The 16,330-nt window shown below is 47.8% G+C and carries 16 protein-coding genes and 1 pseudogene; 12 read left to right on the top strand and 5 right to left on the bottom strand.

All coding sequences use genetic code 11. From position 1 onward, the window contains the following. The coding region (locus tag FZD51_RS26420) for a hypothetical protein (RefSeq protein ID WP_222928626.1) at nt 1–192 on the top strand (192 nt) is incomplete at its 5' end. A gap of 767 nt (nt 193–959) precedes the next feature. On the opposite strand, the gene FZD51_RS23420 is transcribed toward FZD51_RS26420, so the two are convergent. Continuing rightward, nucleotides 960–1,466, bottom strand: a complete 507-nt coding sequence (locus FZD51_RS23420) for a phosphatidylglycerophosphatase A family protein (protein WP_148976925.1) — start codon at nt 1,464–1,466, stop codon at nt 960–962. Nucleotides 1,467–1,664: 198 nt separating this feature from the next. Here FZD51_RS23420 and yutH point away from each other — a divergent pair, with 198 nt between their 5' ends. The 5 genes from yutH to thrB all read left to right on the top strand — a co-directional run bounded on the left by yutH (nt 1,665) and on the right by thrB (nt 7,290). Next, complete coding sequence (gene yutH / locus FZD51_RS23415) at nt 1,665–2,672, top strand: spore coat putative kinase YutH (protein ID WP_148976924.1); 1,008 nt, start codon at nt 1,665–1,667, stop codon at nt 2,670–2,672. A 109-nt stretch (nt 2,673–2,781) separates the two neighbouring features. Beyond that, nucleotides 2,782–3,747 (top strand): 2-hydroxyacid dehydrogenase, encoded by a 966-nt coding sequence (locus FZD51_RS23410; protein ID WP_148976929.1) that lies wholly within the window; start codon nt 2,782–2,784, stop codon nt 3,745–3,747. Nucleotides 3,748–4,019: 272 nt separating this feature from the next. After that, nucleotides 4,020–5,315 carry a homoserine dehydrogenase gene (locus FZD51_RS23405; RefSeq protein WP_148976923.1) on the top strand — a complete coding sequence of 432 codons (1,296 nt, stop codon included), beginning with the start codon at nt 4,020–4,022 and terminating at the stop codon, nt 5,313–5,315. Further along, nucleotides 5,315–6,376: a threonine synthase gene (gene thrC, locus FZD51_RS23400; RefSeq protein ID WP_148976928.1), complete on the top strand. Its 1,062-nt coding sequence runs from the start codon at nt 5,315–5,317 to the stop codon at nt 6,374–6,376. The genes FZD51_RS23405 and thrC overlap by 1 nt, the downstream gene beginning before the upstream one ends. Beyond that, nucleotides 6,373–7,290, top strand: a complete 918-nt coding sequence (gene thrB, locus FZD51_RS23395) for a homoserine kinase (RefSeq protein WP_148976922.1) — start codon at nt 6,373–6,375, stop codon at nt 7,288–7,290. The genes thrC and thrB overlap by 4 nt, the downstream gene beginning before the upstream one ends. An 81-nt stretch (nt 7,291–7,371) precedes the next feature. On the opposite strand, the pseudogene FZD51_RS23390 reads toward thrB, so the two are convergent. Beyond that, nucleotides 7,372–7,584: pseudogene (locus FZD51_RS23390) on the bottom strand (NifU family protein); the annotation flags it as partial. Between the two features lie 168 nt (nt 7,585–7,752). Between FZD51_RS23390 and FZD51_RS23385 the strand changes: the two are divergent. Beyond that, entirely contained in the window at nt 7,753–8,082 is a 330-nt protein-coding gene (locus tag FZD51_RS23385; RefSeq protein WP_148976921.1) for a YuzD family protein, read from the top strand. Nucleotides 8,083–9,379: 1,297 nt separating this feature from the next. Here FZD51_RS23385 and FZD51_RS23365 read toward each other — a convergent pair. Then, nucleotides 9,380–10,447 carry an NAD(P)/FAD-dependent oxidoreductase gene (locus FZD51_RS23365; RefSeq protein ID WP_148976917.1) on the bottom strand — a complete coding sequence of 356 codons (1,068 nt, stop codon included), beginning with the start codon at nt 10,445–10,447 and terminating at the stop codon, nt 9,380–9,382. 345 nt (nt 10,448–10,792) lie between these two features. Between FZD51_RS23365 and FZD51_RS23360 the strand changes: the two genes are divergently transcribed. Continuing rightward, entirely contained in the window at nt 10,793–11,032 is a 240-nt protein-coding gene (locus tag FZD51_RS23360; RefSeq protein WP_009791437.1) for a YuzB family protein, read from the top strand. A 232-nt stretch (nt 11,033–11,264) separates the two neighbouring features. Here the strand turns inward: FZD51_RS23360 and FZD51_RS23355 are convergent, their stop codons facing one another. Next, entirely contained in the window at nt 11,265–11,957 is a 693-nt protein-coding gene (locus tag FZD51_RS23355) for a DUF2225 domain-containing protein (RefSeq protein WP_148976916.1), read from the bottom strand. Nucleotides 11,958–12,151: 194 nt separating this feature from the next. Between FZD51_RS23355 and FZD51_RS23350 the strand changes: the two genes are divergently transcribed. From FZD51_RS23350 to FZD51_RS23340, 3 genes are all read left to right on the top strand, one after another. Next, nucleotides 12,152–12,517, top strand: a complete 366-nt coding sequence (locus FZD51_RS23350; protein ID WP_148976915.1) for a HesB/IscA family protein — start codon at nt 12,152–12,154, stop codon at nt 12,515–12,517. A 102-nt stretch (nt 12,518–12,619) separates the two neighbouring features. Continuing rightward, a complete protein-coding gene (locus FZD51_RS23345; protein WP_148976914.1) occupies nt 12,620–13,306 on the top strand; it encodes a hypothetical protein in 687 nt (228 codons plus the stop codon). A gap of 110 nt (nt 13,307–13,416) precedes the next feature. Beyond that, on the top strand, nt 13,417–13,653 hold the full coding sequence (locus tag FZD51_RS23340) for a hypothetical protein (protein ID WP_148976913.1): 237 nt from the start codon (nt 13,417–13,419) through the stop codon (nt 13,651–13,653). A 51-nt stretch (nt 13,654–13,704) separates the two neighbouring features. Here FZD51_RS23340 and FZD51_RS23335 read toward each other — a convergent pair whose 3' ends face one another. Next, the gene (locus FZD51_RS23335; protein WP_022544341.1) at nt 13,705–14,703 is read right to left on the bottom strand and encodes an NAD(P)/FAD-dependent oxidoreductase; all 999 of its coding nucleotides are present in this window, start codon (nt 14,701–14,703) and stop codon (nt 13,705–13,707) included. Between the two features lie 356 nt (nt 14,704–15,059). Between FZD51_RS23335 and FZD51_RS23330 the strand changes: the two genes are divergently transcribed. Further along, nucleotides 15,060–16,277 (top strand): NAD(P)/FAD-dependent oxidoreductase, encoded by a 1,218-nt coding sequence (locus tag FZD51_RS23330; RefSeq protein ID WP_009791430.1) that lies wholly within the window; start codon nt 15,060–15,062, stop codon nt 16,275–16,277. Nucleotides 16,278–16,330 lie beyond the last annotated feature (53 nt).

The raw sequence follows: 16,330 nt of genomic DNA, 5'->3' as shown, positions 1-16,330 counted from the left end.
CATAACATATCAATGTGTAACGTGCCGAGGTCATCGACTCCGGGAAGCCGTTTGTTTCTTGCCTTTATCGAAACAGACGGTGTTGCCTTCTGTACTCCTGAACACATCGGCCTTCCAATTGTGCACGAATTTCGGAGCTCAATCCCTTCAACCATACGGCTTACGGCCCATTACCTCGCTGTCTACGCTTAAAGGCAAAGTGTTGCCACTTGCCCTCCAAGACTCGCTACAAGTGAATGGCTAGTTCTTTCTCGACGGGAATCCCACCCGTTATATGTTGTGACCTATGCTCGGTCGCTCCAGGAGTCTTCGTGCCTTCCACTCTAATTAACCGGTTTTTATAATTTTTTGGGCAGCTTTCATTTTAGGAAAACAGGGGGACTTTTTAGAAGAGTTCCTTGTTTTTAAAGTGGGCTGTTGATTTGCGTTGCAGGCACTTCGCTTTCCGCGGGGCAAAGTTGAGCCTCCTCGGGCTATTAATAAGTGGAGATTTTCCTGTTAAATTGATAAAATGCCATGAATGGGTCTATATAAGCGGAGATTTTCCGGTTAAGTGAAGCAAAATGGTCGATTATCCTTTTTTTTTGGCCGATAGGCGGAATTTCTCCTTCTATTTAAGCTGATTTTAGATCTCTTTTTAAATTAGCGGGAATTTATCCGCTTATTGACAACCCGCGCTGAACCTCATCCTGTCCCTGGAGTCGGCTCTTTTGGTCAGGGAGGTTATGGGGAAAAATTGCTCTTGTAACAGGTATTCTTGACTCACAACAAATCGGTTATTAAACAATGCGGGTGCTTACCTTCAACAGCATGCTATTTTGATAAAAAGGCTCAGAGCATAATGGCTCCGAGCTTTTTTGTGTGTAAATATTATTGATAAAAAGTCTGCGAAATGCACTGCCAATCCGCACTTGGCACTTCAAAACCAAAACCTTACCAACAGAAAGCTGTTTTTTCTTCTATTCGACTTTAGCAGCGCCATGGGCAAGGCGGCTTGAGGCGGCGGCTGCGATGGCGCCGACGATGTCGTCCAGGAAGGTGTGGCATTTGCCGGAGGATTTATCGTTTAGGTCTTTTAGGATGCCGGGTTTCAGTTTATCGATATATCCGTAGTTGGTAAAGCCGATGCTGCCATAGACATTGACGATGGAGAAAGCGAGTACTTCATCGACGCCATAGAGGCTTTCATCGGTTTCTATGATTTTTTGGAGAGGCTGGTCAAGCAATCCTTTTTCGCCGAGCATATCAAGCTGGATCCCGGTCAGGATTGCGTTTTGGACTTCCCTTTTGGACAGGACGCGCTCTACGTTGTGAAGGCAGTCCTTCATTTCAAGATTAGGGTGGTACTTTTCCTGAAGAAAGAAAACTAAATCTGCGATATCCTGTACGGTTACCCCTCTTTCAAGCAGCCACCTGCGGGCTGTCTGTTCTGTCAGGTCAACAACTTCTTTTTGTTCTTCAGACATTTGCCTCACCTTTTCTTGTTTTTTTCTAATGTATATACCGGCACAGCCGCAAATATACCTAAACAGGACATGCGGCTCCCCTGGCCTGTCTACTTCATTTTTTCCCTGAAGGCATGGGTTATGCAAGAAACAAACAAGTTTTTGCGGCGGGCACATATAATTGAGGTATAATCGATTAGCGAATGAAGAGGTGTTTCTATGCTCAGGCAAATGCTTAAGCAACATTTTGGCATACAGGCGGAGGAAGAATTGAGAATCGGGCTGCATGAAGCGTTCAAAAAGGATAACCAGCTTTATATACCGATGGAGGTTGGCCTGGAGGAAGAGGATCTGGCTGAGCTTAGCCTGATTGCCAGCCATCTGCAGCAAACCGGGGATAAGACCGTAAGCACTTTCCTGCAGACAACTGAAGGTAAGCACTCAAGCGTGTGGGAGCAAAAGAGCTATTGTGTATTGAAGTGCCCGAATGCCCAGCCGCGCAAAGGCTATCAGTCTGGCAGGAAGCTTGCCAAATTCCATTATCGCGGCAGGCTTATTTCCTCACCGATCACACGGACAAGCAGGATCGGGCAGTGGAAGCAGCTTTGGGAAAAGAGGCTGGATCAGATGGAGAAGGTTTGGAACAGCATGCTGTTTCAGCAGCCCGAGCATGAACTGGACCGGATGTTCCTGGAAACATTCCCCTACTATATGGGCCTTGCCGAGAACTCCATCCAATATCTGGCTGATGCAGAGCTGGATGATGAGCCTGGCCCTGCGGACAGCGGGACTGTCTGCCATGAGCGTTTTGTGTCCTCCACATGGGGAAGTGATGATTATCTGATCAAAAGCCCGTTTGACTGGGTCTTTGATCATGCAAGCCGCGATCTGGCAGAATGGTCGAGGGAAAGGTACTTCCGGAACATCAAAACTTACCAGCCGGGGCTTTCAAAGTATCTGAAGGAGTACCAGACAGTCGAGCCGCTGACCTCTTTTTCGTGGCGGCTGCTGTATGCGCGCCTCCTGTTCCCGCTTCACTATTTTGAGTGCATCGAGAATTATTATGGAAACCCGACAGAACATCAAAGGCATCTTTCAGAAGAGCAGCTGGGCCGTTTCCTGCAGCATACTGGCGACCATGAAGAGTTTCTGGGAAAGTTTTTTGAGATGGCAGAAGTCCCTGCTGCCAAAATGAAACTCCCTCCTGTAGACTGGCTGAAACGATAGCGGTCTCAGCAGGGCTGCGAAAGGGCTTTTCCTTTGAATTGCCATTTCTTCCTTTTATAATGGGGAGGTACTGAACTTTTACGGCAAACTGCTGGGAGGCTTAAGATTGATGAAGGATAGAGTGTATATTACAAGAAAGCTGCCGGAAGAAACGATCGCCGGCTTAACCAAGAACTATCATGTGGAGATGTGGGATAAAGAAGACATACCTGTCCCGGCTGAGGTTCTAAGGGAAAAGGCTAAAGAAGCATCGGCGCTGCTCACGATGCTTTCAGATAGCATAAATGCAGAACTGCTGGAAGATGCCGGGAATTTAAAAGTTATAAGCAACCTCGCAGTCGGATATGACAATATTGATGTGAAGACTGCAGCGGAAAAAGGGATCACTGTGGCGAATACCCCTGATGTGCTCACCGATACTACAGCTGATCTGACCTTTGCTTTATTAATGGCGGCAGCGCGGAGGATCACGGAAAGCGCAGAATATGTGAAAGAGGGGAAATGGAAGAGCTGGAGTCCGCTCCTTCTTGCCGGCCAGGATATCCATCATAAGACCATCGGGATTGTTGGAATGGGGAATATCGGCCAGGCTGTGGCAAAGCGGGCAAAAGGATTTGACATGAACATCCTTTATCATAACAGGTCAAGAAGGCCTGAGGCGGAAGAAAAGCTTGGTGCTGTATACGCTTCATTTGAAGAGCTGTGCGAGCAGTCGGATTATGTGGTATGCCTTGCACCGCTGAATGACTCAACAAAAAATCTTTTCACCGAAGAGGCATTCAGGAAAATGAAAAAATCCGCCATTTTCATCAATGCGGGCCGCGGCGCCATTGTGGATGAAGACGCGCTTTACCGGGCCCTTGCCGATGGGGAAATCAGAGGAGCCGGGCTAGACGTCTTTGTGAAAGAACCGATTGGAAAGGACCATCCTCTCCTCAGCCTGCCCAATGTTGTCGCCCTGCCGCATATCGGCAGCTCCAGCACGGAAACCAGAATGGAGATGGCCAGGCTTTGCGCCGAAAACATCGATCTTGTTTTATCAGGCAAGCAGGCAAAAACGCCGGTACATATTTAATGCTTGAAGGAGGCCCGGCTTTTTGCCGGGCTTTTGGTTTTACAAGCATATCACCCTCTTAAACCAAACAATTCGATTAACAGCCATAACACTTTGTTACCTATCGAAAAAAAGTTTGAACCTCCCCATTCATACTCTCCCAGTATAGTAAGCGATTCCACAAATATATTTCTGAATATTGCCTATTGTAAAATTATCTGCCAAATTCTATAATGTCTACTATATAAATACAAATGTACACCTTAAAAGAACAATAGTTAGGGGGATATAGAGTGGAAGCTATTTCAGTTGGATTGTTAGGATTGGGAACTGTCGGATCGGGTGTTGTGAAAATCATTAAAAACCACCAGGATAAGCTGATGCATCAGGTAGGCTGTCCTGTTGAGGTTAAAAAAGTGCTGGTGCAGGATTTGAACAAGCAGCGCGAAGTGGATATTGAAGCCTCCCTGCTCACAGGCAGCCCGGAGGAAATTATTGATGATCCGGATATCGATATCATCATTGAGGTTATGGGAGGTATCGAGGATACAAGGAAGCATCTCCTTAAGGCGCTTGCCAACAAAAAGCATATCGTGACAGCCAATAAAGATTTAATGGCATTGTACGGTTCAGAGCTTTTGACTGCTGCTTCTGAAAATGGCTGCGATTTGTTTTATGAAGCCAGTGTTGCCGGGGGCATCCCCATTCTAAGAGGCCTTGCAGACGGATTGGCCTCTGACCGGATCACCAAAATGATGGGCATCGTTAATGGGACAACCAATTATATTTTAACGAAGATGAGCCAGGATGGCAGCGCTTATGGAGATGTGCTGAAAGAAGCCCAGGAGCTCGGCTATGCCGAAAGCGACCCGACCTCAGATGTGGAAGGGCTGGATGCTGCAAGGAAAATGGCAATCCTGGCCACGCTCGGCTTCTCGATGAAAGTCGATCTCGATGATGTAAAAGTTAAAGGAATTACCGGGGTAACGGAAGAGGATCTGCAGTACGGAAAGCAGCTGGGCTATACAATGAAGCTGATCGGCATTGCCCACCGTGAAGGGGAGAAGGTGGAGGTCAGCGTGCAGCCGGCGCTTTTGGCAGAATCCCATCCGCTTGCCGGGGTGAATAATGAGTATAATGCAGTTTATGTATACGGGGAAGCGGTTGGCGAAACGATGTTCTACGGCCCTGGTGCAGGCAGCCTGCCGACTGCTACAGCGGTTGTATCGGACCTTGTCGGTGTCATGAAAAATCTGAGGCTTGGCGTGAACGGGAAGAGCGCTGTCAGCCCGCAGTATCCGAAGAAGCTTAAAGACCCGTCCGAAATATACTCTAAATACTTCCTGCGGCTTCATGTCAAAGATGAAGTTGGTGTCTTCGGTGAATTGACATCGATTTTTTCTAAGCATTCCGTCAGTCTTGAAAAAATACTGCAGCTGCCTGTGGAAGAAAAGGGGCTTGCCGAAATCGTCCTCGTCACCCACCAGTCTTCTTTGAGGGATTATGAGGACATCCTGTCCAGCTTAAAGGATCTGCCTGCTGTAAAAACGATTGAGAGCTCATACAGAGTAGAGGGGAGTGGAAGATGATGCGATGGGAGGGACTCTTGTCAGCCTACAAAGAACTTCTGCCTGTTAATGATGAAACACCGATGCTCTCCCTTAATGAAGGCAATACACCGCTGATCAAGCTGAACAGACTATCCCAGGAATGGGGCATCGATTTGTATGTGAAAACGGAGGGCAGCAATCCGACCGGCTCATTCAAGGACCGCGGCATGGTCATGGCCGTTGCCAAAGCAAAGGAAGCCGGCAGCAGTACGGTCATTTGTGCATCGACAGGGAATACATCTGCCGCAGCGGCAGCATATGCGGCAAGGGCCGGCATGAGATGCATAGTTGTCATTCCAGAAGGCAAGATTGCCATGGGTAAGCTTGCGCAGGCAATCATGTACGGGGCGGAAATTATCTCAATTGAAGGCAACTTTGATGAGGCTCTTGCCATGGTGCGCAGCATCAGCGAAACGGAGCCTGTCACCCTTGTGAATTCAGTCAATCCATACAGGCTGGAAGGGCAGAAGACGGCAGCCTTCGAGATTTGCGACCAGCTTGGGAGTGCCCCTGACATTCTCGCGATCCCTGTAGGCAATGCCGGAAATATCAGCGCCTACTGGAAAGGCTTTAAAGAGTACAACCGAGCCAAACAGACCGGCCTTCCCAGGATGTTTGGCTTTGAGGCGGAAGGGGCGGCGGCCATTGTCCATGACAGAATCTTTTCAGAGCCCGAAACGATCGCTACCGCCATCAGGATCGGAAACCCGGCAAGCTGGCAGCTGGCCGTGGATGCGAGGGACGAGTCAGAAGGGAAAATCGATGAAGTCAGCGATACAGAAATCCTTGGGGCATACCGCAAGCTTGCAGCTTCAGAGGGTATTTTTGCAGAGCCGGCTTCCTGTGCATCGCTGGCCGGCATCTATAAAAAGCTGCGCCAAGGGGAAATACCGCATGGCAGCAGAGTTGTTGCAGTTCTGACAGGGAACGGGCTGAAAGATCCGAACACCGCAATTGATACAAGCCTTGTGAAGCCGTTCCTTCTTCCAAACGAGCTTGAAGCGGTTGCCGGCCATATCAGGGGAGCCGTGCATACATGATGGAGGGAGAGATGCTTACCATCAGGGTGCCGGCAAGTACGGCCAATCTTGGGCCTGGCTTTGATTCTGTCGGCCTTGCCCTGAGTTTATATTTGACAGTTGAAGCAGAGCTTTCTGGCCAATGGGAGGTTGTGCCGGAAAGCAGCTGCCTGGAGGGCTTCCCAAGGGACAGCCGGCATCTGATTGTCCAGGCTGCAAAGAAGGCAGCCGAACATTATTCTGCGGATCTCCCGCCCTGTATTTTAAGGGTGAAAAGCGACATTCCCCTGGCCAGGGGGCTTGGTTCAAGCGGAGCAGCCATTGTCGCAGGGATTGAACTGGCTGATTCGTTATGCGGCTTAGAGCTTTCCCTGCATGAAAAGCTGTCCATCGCAGGACGGATGGAGGGGCATCCGGACAATGTGGGGGCCTCTCTCTTTGGCGGGCTGGTGATTGGTTATCAGACAGGGGAAGAGGTGCTGGCAGCCGCTTTCCATCATCTTGGCTTTGAGGTGCTGGCAGTCGTTCCCCAGGAGGAGCTGCTGACAAAAGAATCGAGGGGGGCTCTTCCGGCAAGCATGACCCACCAGGAGTCTGTTCAGGCCGGCGCTGCTGCCAATCTACTCATCGCTGCTCTTCTTCAGGGAAATTATGAGCTGGCGGGGAAGATGATGCAGAAAGATTTGTATCACCAGCCCTATAGGAGGGAGCTTGTTCCCCATCTTGCCATGATTGAAGAGAAAGCGGCAGCTATCGGCGTCATGGGAACCGCCTTGAGCGGAGCGGGGCCGTCAGTGGTCTGCTTCATTGCCCCTGAAAAGGGAGATGAAGCTGCAGAAGCTTTAAGCAGGATGCTGCCGCAGATGGATGTGCTGCGCTTAGCTATTGATCAAAAGGGCAGTACAGTATCCAGTCATGCAGTTTCAGGCCGTTAACATGCAAGAGCGGCCGCATCCGATTTCATAAAAAAAAAAGCGATCCGCCCTCAGGCGTGATCGCTTTATTATTGGATTTTCTTAGAATACCTGTTCTACTTCGACAACTCCAGGAACTTCTTCTAAAAGAGCACGTTCAATCCCTGCTTTTAAAGTAATGGTTGAACTAGGGCAGCTGCCGCACGCTCCAAGCAAACGAAGCTTAACGATGCCGTCTTCTACATCAACCAATTCACAGTCTCCTCCATCGCGAAGAAGAAACGGACGCAATTTATCTAATACTTCCTGAACATCTGAAATGATATCTTGTTCCATTAAAATCGACTCCTTTCCTACTACTTATTATAATCACTGTCGAGCCAAAAATCTATTCCCCAATCCTCAAATCCAATAATCGTTAATTTTTTTCTATATGATTATTAAACTTCCATCAGGTAAAATAGACATAAAGGGGTTGAGATTATGGAGAGAAAGTCAGTTGAAATCGTTGTATACGGGGCAGAGCAGTTATGCCCGAGCTGTGTGAATCTGCCATCATCTAAAGAGACGTATGAATGGCTGGAGGCTGCGGTCAGCCGGAAGTTTGCTGATCAGCCTTTTTCCATCAGTTATGTGGATATACATAATCCTCCTGATGATGAGGCAAAGAGGGACTTTGCGATGCGGGTGATTGAAGATGATATGTTTTATCCGGTCGTTTTGATCGGCGATGAAGTGGTCGGTGAGGGCAATCCGAAGCTTAAGACCATTTTCGCTAAAATGGAGGACTACGGTTATACGCCGGCTTCATAAATGGGAAAAGCGGGCCTGTATCAGGGTCGCTTTTTTTGTTGAAAATACGGGATTTCTTCCTAAATGGGGCTGTTGATTTCCGTTGCAGGCACTTCGCTTTCCGCGGGGCGGCGCTGAGCCTCCTCAGAGCAAGCTCCTGCGGGGTCTCAGCCCTGCCGCTATCTCCCGCAAGAGTCTGCGTGCCTTCCACTTCCACTGCAATCAACAGGGCTCTAAAATTTTGGGCAATCCTCTAATCCATCTGAATGAGATAGCCTCCTAAATGGGGCTGTTGATTTCCGTTGCAGGCACTTCGCTTTCCGCGGGGCGGCGCTGAGCCTCCTCAGAGCAAGCTCCTGCGGGGTCTCAGCCCTGCCGCTATCTCCCGCAGGAGTCTGCGTGCCTTCCACTGCAATCAACAGGGCTCTAAAATTTAGGCAATCCTCTAATCCATCTGAATGAGATATCCTCCTAAAAGGGGTCTGTTGATTTCCGTTGCAGGCACTTCGCTTTCCGCGGGGCGGCGCTGAGCCTCCTCAGAGCAAGCTCCTGCGGGGTCTCAGCTCTGCCGCTATCTCCCGCAGGAGTCTGCGTGCCTTCCACTGCAATCAACAGGGCTCTAAAATTTGGGCAATCCTCTAATCCATCTGAATGAGATATCCTCCTAAAAGGGGTCTGGTGATTTCCGTTGCAGGCACTTCGCTTTCCGCGGGGCGGCGCTGAGCCTCCTCAGAGCAAGCTCCTGCGGGGTCTCAGCTCTGCCGCTATCTCCCGCAGGAGTCTGCGTGCCTTCCACTGCAATCAACAGGGCTCTAAAATTTGGGCACTCCTCAAATCCATCTGAATGAGATAGCCTCCTAAATGGGGCTGGTGATTTCCGTTGCAGGCACTTCGCTTTCCGCGGGGCGGCGCTGAGCCTCCTCAGAGCAAGCTCCTGCGGGGTCTCAGCATTGCCGCTATCTCCCGCAGGAGTCTGCGTGCCTTCCACTGCAATCAACAGGGCTCTAAAATTTGAGCAATCCTCTAATCCATCTGAATGAGATATCCTCCTAAAAGGTGTCTGTTGATCTCCGTTCCAGGCACTCCGCTTTTCGCGGGGCGGCGCTGAGCCTCCTCCTGGTAACTTTTACGGAGTCTCAGTCCTGCCGCTAATCCCCCGCTGGTGTCTGATGCCTTGTACCTCAATTTGAATTTATTTGCAGGGATTTTACACTTTGCGGCACTTTTCAAATCCATAAATAGGGTAAGCTTTACACATCTACATTTAAATCAAAAAGGAGTACGGATGCTTCCATCCGTACTCCTTTGCTGTGCTTGATCAGCCATTATGATATTTGTACATCCACAAAATCCCGGATTTGAGCAGTCTGGCGACGCGGCCTGTGATCGGTCTTTCGGCGACAAGGCCGAAGCCATGCTTTTTGCCGAGTGAGCCAAGGACGCCTTTCAGCTTGATGACCGGCAGGGATTCCGGCAGCTCTTCGCCTTTCCAGCGCTTCAGGAGGATCTGGACAATTTGTTCTGCCTGGCCTTCGGCAAGCTGTGCGCTTGGTGCATGCGGCAGGCTTGCGCAGTCTCCTACAACGTACACATGCTCATTGCCGGGAATGTTATGATGCTTCGTAAGCACGACACGGCCCTGTGCATCTTTTTCCACCGGCAGGTCGCGGACAACCTTGCTTGGCTGAATGCCTGCTGTCCATACAATGGCATCGCACTGGATGGGCTCGTCATGGTTATAAAGGATGTTTTCTTCTACACGGGTGATGTTGGAATTGTTGATGATTTCTACTCCGTGATTGTCAAACCAATTTTCCACATAAGTGCTTAATCTTTCTGGGAAAGCGGAAAGAATATGATTTCCCCTGTCGAACAGCTTCACTTTCAGATCCGGCCGGCTTTCATTCAGCTCGGATGCCAGCTCAACTCCGCTCAGTCCTGCCCCAACGATGGCAACGATAGATCCCGGCGACAGGTTGTTCAATGTTTCATAAGTGCGGCGTGATTTTTCGATTGTCTGGATGCTGTAGGTGTGTACATCTGCCCCAGGGACATTATGGTACTTATCCTCACATCCAAGCCCGATGATAAGGTCATCATAGGAAACAGGAGTTTCATTTGCCAGGTTTACATGCTGTTTTTCAAGGTCGATCCCGGAGATTTCTCCGTATTTGATCTTAAGGCGCGGATGTTCAGGGAAAGCAACCCGCACATGCTGATCAGAGATCGTTCCTGCTGCTAGTGCATAATATTCAGTTTTAAGGCAGTGGTAAGGTACCCGGTCAATCAGCGTAATGCTTGTATCTTCCGGCAATGAGTTTGGCAGCAGACGGGCAAGGGCTCTCATGCCGCCATATCCTCCGCCAAGTATGACAAGATTTTTCATAACCAAATTTCCCCTTTTGTCCAGTATGTAAGCAGCTATAGTAATATATTAAAATAATAGAAAACACAGTGACAGGATAAGAATTAAACGTTTACATTATTATGTTAGCAAAATAATTAGAATATTAATTCACAAGAAAATTCATGAAACAACATAAAAAGTATAACGAAATTATGGCTAAATCACAACACATATCTGAATAATCCAGGCAAAAGTCGACATTATACGCCCTTCAATCATCCAATAATGATAATCCAGTGCTTACTGTGTATATGACAGTATGCCTTTGCTTGCGTTTTTGCGTGAAACCAAGTACATTAACAATTAGTAGAGAGGTGAATAGATATGATTCAGCCAATCATAGAATTTTGCATCAGCAACCTGGCAAGCGGTGCGCAGAAGGCCCTGGAAATCCTTGAAAAGGATCCTGACCTGGATGTGATTGAGTATGGCTGCCTTGGGTACTGCGGAAAATGTGCAAGCTCTTTATATGCCCTGGTGAACGGTGAGGTTGTAACAGGAGAGACGCCGGAGGAACTGGTGGAAAACATATATCAATTCCTGGATGAAAATCCAATGTTTTAATATAAAAGGCCGCATATCGATGCGGCCTTTTCTTATAGTTAAGGAATTTATAAATTGGAAGACTTGTGGATAATTTTCAATTCTTGATCCCCGTCCAGCTCCCCCGCCTACCCCCTCGAGGTCATAAGCCTAACCACCCAAAAAGGCAAAGAACGCCTTTCCGGGTGGTTAGGCTTATGATTGTCGGGGGTGGATCAAGACGATTGCGCTTTTGTTCTTGAAGGAGCAGACATCAGCTGGTCTGCCTTTTGCTTTCCCTCATTTCATGCCAGCGTTCTCTTGCCATATCAATGATCCCCGGCTCAAGCGAAAGGCTCTGCTGTTCAATCACCTTGGAGAAAAACTTGATTGCCTGCCCATCGCTGCCTGTTTTCCTTGAAAGTTCTGCAATGAGGTATAGAAGTCTGGTTTCAGAGATTTGCGTGCCCTGGTAATCACCGCTTGAATAGGATTCCACATATTCATGGGCGGCCAATTTCATAAAGCGCTGTTCCTGTGTCTTATCGCCGCCATTTCTGTACAGCCAGGCAAGCCGCATATATAATCCCGCGATGGACACATGTTTTTCCTTCTTTAAAAGTGCAGAGTAAACAGCCAGTTTGTATGTCTGGATTGCTTCATTCCTGCTCCTCTTCCTGCCGAAGTCCCTGGGCTTCCATTGGCTGGTGATCTTTTCATCGATCTGTTTCTTTGAACCCGGAGGGAAATATGGGCTGAATTCCTCGGAAAACGAAAAGCCGCATTGAGGACATACTTGTATATAATAGAATATCGGATTGCTTTCATCTGAGTCATAAAAAGGAAGAAAATCAGTGTCATAGCCTTTGATTTTTACGAAGCGGGAACGGACCTTCTGGCTTGTAAAGTTGTTCTTGCATACAGGGCAGCTGCAGCTTTTTTCATACAATGGCTCCAGTATGGCCAATTTTCTCACCTTCCTTTATAAAATAGTAGGTTTATTATACCATAAACAATAGGGGATTTTAGGTAAAAAGTTCTACTCCTGGAGCGGATTTGATAAAAGGGCTTTAAAAATGAAGCCTGCTCAGTTGAGTCCCGCTCAAAGTCTGTATATACTATATGTAAGAGTAAAAACCTCAAGATTAAGGAGGATTTAAAATGGAAAACCAAATTGTTGAAATTACTGAAGCTGCGGCTTTTCAAATTAAAGATATGATGAAGCAAAATGAAGAGGAAAATGCATTCCTGCGTGTTGCTGTAAAAGGCGGTGGCTGCAGCGGGTTGTCCTACGGCATGGGTTTTGCGCATGAAGTTGAAGAAAATGATGCCCAGTTCGAGCTTCATGGCCTGCAAGTCCTTGTAAGCAAGGAAGATGCTGCCATCCTTAGCGGAACTAAGATCGACTATAAGCAATCCATGATGGGCGGCGGTTTCACGATCGACAATCCTAATGCCATTGCTTCCTGCGGGTGCGGTTCTTCCTTTAGAACGGCCAAGAATGCAGGGACACCTGAAAATTGCTGATCTCTTAATTGTCATCATACACCTTACAGAACGCTTCCTGACCTCAATTGAGCATATCAGGAAGCGTTTTTTACATGTAAAAAGAGAAGCGGGGGTTAAAGAATGAAGCTTTTTCAAAATACGAAGGGGTCTGAGAGCGAGTTTGGATGCAGCCCGATTATCCAGACGCCGGCAGGAACCATTGCATTTGACCTCCGAATCAATGGACAAATCCAATCCAGGTGCCAAAGCAAACCTTCCTGCTTTAGGCTGGAAAATGGTGCACTCTTGCTGAGATATTCTTGTAAGGATTACATAGCTGAGCTTCTCCTCTGCGAGCCTGACATCAGGATTCCATCACATATGAAAATAGATAAAGCAGCTGCTGCAGTCTGGCGGCTGAGAGCTCGTCATAATTTAAGGGACTGCATATTTCAAGCAGAGATGAGGCCGAAAGGAAGCGCCGGGTGGCCGGAGAGCGGAGAAAGGCTTGAGGCGATGACCTGGGAGTATGGGCAATGGAAACTCACTCTTGGCACAGAGGATGGAACTGCCTTAGTTCACAGGGCAAGAATAAAGGATATGATGCCGGACTCATTCTATGCTGAAGATGAAATTTCACAGCTCCAGATCGTCAGGTGTTTAACAAATGCAATTGCAGTTCCAATCCCGGAAATAAGGAAGGGTGAACTTTGCCAGGTCCATTTTGTGGCGGCGTGGAACCGCCCTAAGGAAGATGGGGATGCTTCATCATGGTTTGCTGTGGATAAAACAGGAGGGGAAATCCTCGAAGGGTCAGGAGTATACTAATTTGGGCGGCCGGACAGCATCCATTTTTTCAGAAAAAGGATGTTCGCACTGCCGGCTTGTCTCCCTTATGCATAAGATGAAACATATCTTGCTGCAGAGGGGGTGAAACTATGGGCTGCTGGTATAATAACAATGTAGCAGGCTTATCTGGCAACAGGCACTGGAAGCAGGATGATGTGGCTGGTGCATCTGACTATCATCACAAAAAACGCGATGATGACTTTAAGGTAAGGGTTGAGGCCTTTATTGACAGCGAGGAATTTTGCAGGGCTGTAAGGCGCTGCCTGGCTGATGACGTAGCCGGGGCAGAAACAGACCGCCGCAGAAAACGCAGACACTATTGGTAAGAAATAAAAGCGGCCCCGCCGGAGTATCTCTCCTGCGGGGCCATTTATTGTTTATTTATCAAACATGGACGTGCTGTGCAGAGGCTGTACCCGTGCTTTAGGATCAATAAGGGCCTTAGCATTGTTCACTGCAGTCGGCGCTTCTCCGAAACCGGAAGCAATCAGCTTCACTTTGCCGTCATAGGTGCAAATATCGCCTGCTGCGTAAATGCCCGGGATATTTGTCTCCATTTTGCTGTTGACGACAATATTATTTTTTTCAATTTCAAGGCCCCACTCTTTGATCGGGCCAAGCGATGAGACAAAACCGTAGTTGACGATGACGGCATCAACATCAATGGCTTCTTTTTCTTCCCCTTTGGCATCCTGGATGATCACCTGGGAAATGCCCTCCTCATTGCCGATAAGTTCGGCAGGAACAAACGGAGTCTTGATTTCAACCTTGGAGTTGTGAAGATTTTCTACACTGTGCTCGTGGGCGCGGAACTTGTCGCGGCGGTGGATGATCTTTACGTTCTCTGCGATAGGCTCAAGCATCAAGGCCCAGTCTACTGCAGAATCGCCTCCTCCGAATACAACCACTTTTTTCCCGGAGAAATGATTCAGGTCATCAATGAAGTAGTGCAGGTTCTTGCCTTCATATTGCGGAGCCGAGTCAAGCTCAAGGCGGCGCGGCTGGAATGCGCCATTTCCGGCCGTGATGATGACCGTCTTTGTATAGTGGATTTCGCTGTTGGTGGTTAGCTTGAAAATGCCGTCCGGCTGTTTTTCGAGCTTTTCAACCGACTGCTCAAGCGAAACCGTGGGTTCAAATTTCTTCATCTGCTCTTTCAAATTATCGACGAGCTCCTGTGCCCGCACCTTCGGGAAACCGGCTACATCATATATGTATTTCTCCGGATAAAGAGCTGACAGCTGCCCGCCAAGCTGGGGAAGGCTTTCAATTATTTTAACAGAGGCCTGCCTCATGCCGCCGTAAAAAGCGGTGAACAGCCCGACAGGCCCTCCGCCGATAATCGTTATATCATAGATTGTCTGATCTTCCTTCACACTAATCACCTCAACATATGTAGTAACATTTCTAGCTTTCATCATATCATAAATAATGAAAAACCTCACATAGCAGAACCGAAAGTTGTTCGAATAATAAGAAAAATTGCGTAAAAATCTTAATTTTCTCAATAGGATATATTCTGCTTTTAACCTTGAAAAACCGCGGAAAAAAGAATATTATGTATTATAGACATAAACTTTGTGACAAATTTCGGACATTTTTTTGCTCTGCTTCGTGAAGAATATCACAAACTTTTTCTTGTACTTATAAAATAAAAACTCATAAAGCAGTGGAAGATAAGAAAAAGCAGAAGAGTTTTCGAAAATACTAATAAAGGTGGAAGTGATACGCTTTGAAAAAGCCAAAAATAGTAATTCTAGGTGCCGGCTACGGCGGATTGATGGTGGCAACACGTTTGCAAAAGCAGGTTGGAGTGAATGAAGCAGAAATCGTACTAGTGAACAAGAATGACTATCACTATGAAACGACTTGGCTGCACGAAGCTTCTGCAGGTACCCTTCATCACGATCGAGTTCGCTATGATGTTAAAAATGTCATTGACCGAAATAAAATCGAATTTGTCCAGGGTACTGCTGTTGAAATCAAAACTGAAGAAAAGAAGGTCATCCTCGAGGAAGGCGAAGTAACCTATGATTACTTGGTTGTTTCCCTTGGTGCAGAGCCGGAAACATTCGGCATCAAAGGCCTGGATGTACATGCTTTCTCTATTATAAATGTGAATGCCGCAAGACAGATCCGCGAGCATATTGAATATCAATTTGCCACTTACAATACTGAAGAAGAGAAAAAGGATGAAAGGCTGACAATTGTGGTCGGCGGCGCCGGCTTCACAGGCATTGAATTCCTTGGCGAGCTGGCAAACAGAGTGCCTGAGCTGTGCAAGGAATATGATGTGGACTACAGCAAGGTTAAGATCATCTGTGTTGAAGCTGCTCCTACGGTCCTTCCTGGCTTTGACCCTGAGCTGGTCAACTATGCTGTCTCCCACCTGGAGAAAAAGGGTGTTCAATTCCTGATTGGCACAGCCATCAAAGAATGCAATGAAGATGGAATCACGGTCGGAAAAGGCGACGAAGAAGTTGAGCACATCAAAGCAGGCACTGTTGTCTGGGCTGCAGGTGTTCGCGGCAACTCCATCATCGAAAACTCCGGCATTGAAGCGATGCGCGGACGCGTAAAGGTTCAGCCTGACCTAAGGGTTCCTGGCCATGAAGATCTTTTCATCATCGGCGACTGCTCATTGATCATCAATGAAGAAATCAACCGCCCTTATCCTCCTACTGCCCAAATCGCCATGCAGCAGGGAGAGGTATGCGCGCGCAATATCGTTGCCCTGATCCGCAACAAGGGTGAGCTTGAGACCTTCACACCTGATATCAAAGGTACAGTATGCTCATTGGGCGAAGACGATGCCATTGGTGTGGCTTTCGGCAAGAAACTGGTAGGATCAAAGGCTTCCTTCATGAAGAAGATGATCGACAACCGTGCCCTCTTCATGATTGGCGGACCTGGACTTGTCCTGAAAAAAGGCAAATTCAATATCTTTTAATAAAAACAGCCGGGGATCATTTCCCCGGTATTTTTGTGTCCAAAAACCAATTA

The sequence above is a fragment of the Bacillus infantis genome, assembly GCF_008180445.1.
In the GTDB taxonomy this organism is placed as follows: domain Bacteria; phylum Bacillota; class Bacilli; order Bacillales; family Cytobacillaceae; genus Bacillus_AB; species Bacillus_AB infantis_B.
The sequence above is the reverse complement of the archived record's forward strand: the minus strand, read 5'-3'. Positions and strand labels throughout refer to the sequence as shown.

Bases quoted from the DNA above. Each gene is read 5' to 3' on its own strand.
- FZD51_RS23410 (WP_148976929.1), top strand. From the start codon at position 2,782: ATGAAGGATAGAGTGTATATTACAAGAAAGCTGCCGGAAGAAACGATC.
- FZD51_RS23360 (WP_009791437.1), top strand. From the start codon at position 10,793: ATGATTCAGCCAATCATAGAATTTTGCATCAGCAACCTGGCAAGCGGT.
- FZD51_RS23345 (WP_148976914.1), top strand. From the start codon at position 12,620: ATGAAGCTTTTTCAAAATACGAAGGGGTCTGAGAGCGAGTTTGGATGC.
- thrC (WP_148976928.1), top strand. From the start codon at position 5,315: ATGCGATGGGAGGGACTCTTGTCAGCCTACAAAGAACTTCTGCCTGTT.
- FZD51_RS23350 (WP_148976915.1), top strand. From the start codon at position 12,152: ATGGAAAACCAAATTGTTGAAATTACTGAAGCTGCGGCTTTTCAAATT.
- yutH (WP_148976924.1), top strand. From the start codon at position 1,665: ATGCTCAGGCAAATGCTTAAGCAACATTTTGGCATACAGGCGGAGGAA.
- FZD51_RS23365 (WP_148976917.1), bottom strand. From the start codon at position 10,447: ATGAAAAATCTTGTCATACTTGGCGGAGGATATGGCGGCATGAGAGCC.
- FZD51_RS23420 (WP_148976925.1), bottom strand. From the start codon at position 1,466: ATGTCTGAAGAACAAAAAGAAGTTGTTGACCTGACAGAACAGACAGCC.
- FZD51_RS23340 (WP_148976913.1), top strand. From the start codon at position 13,417: ATGGGCTGCTGGTATAATAACAATGTAGCAGGCTTATCTGGCAACAGG.
- FZD51_RS23385 (WP_148976921.1), top strand. From the start codon at position 7,753: ATGGAGAGAAAGTCAGTTGAAATCGTTGTATACGGGGCAGAGCAGTTA.
- thrB (WP_148976922.1), top strand. From the start codon at position 6,373: ATGATGGAGGGAGAGATGCTTACCATCAGGGTGCCGGCAAGTACGGCC.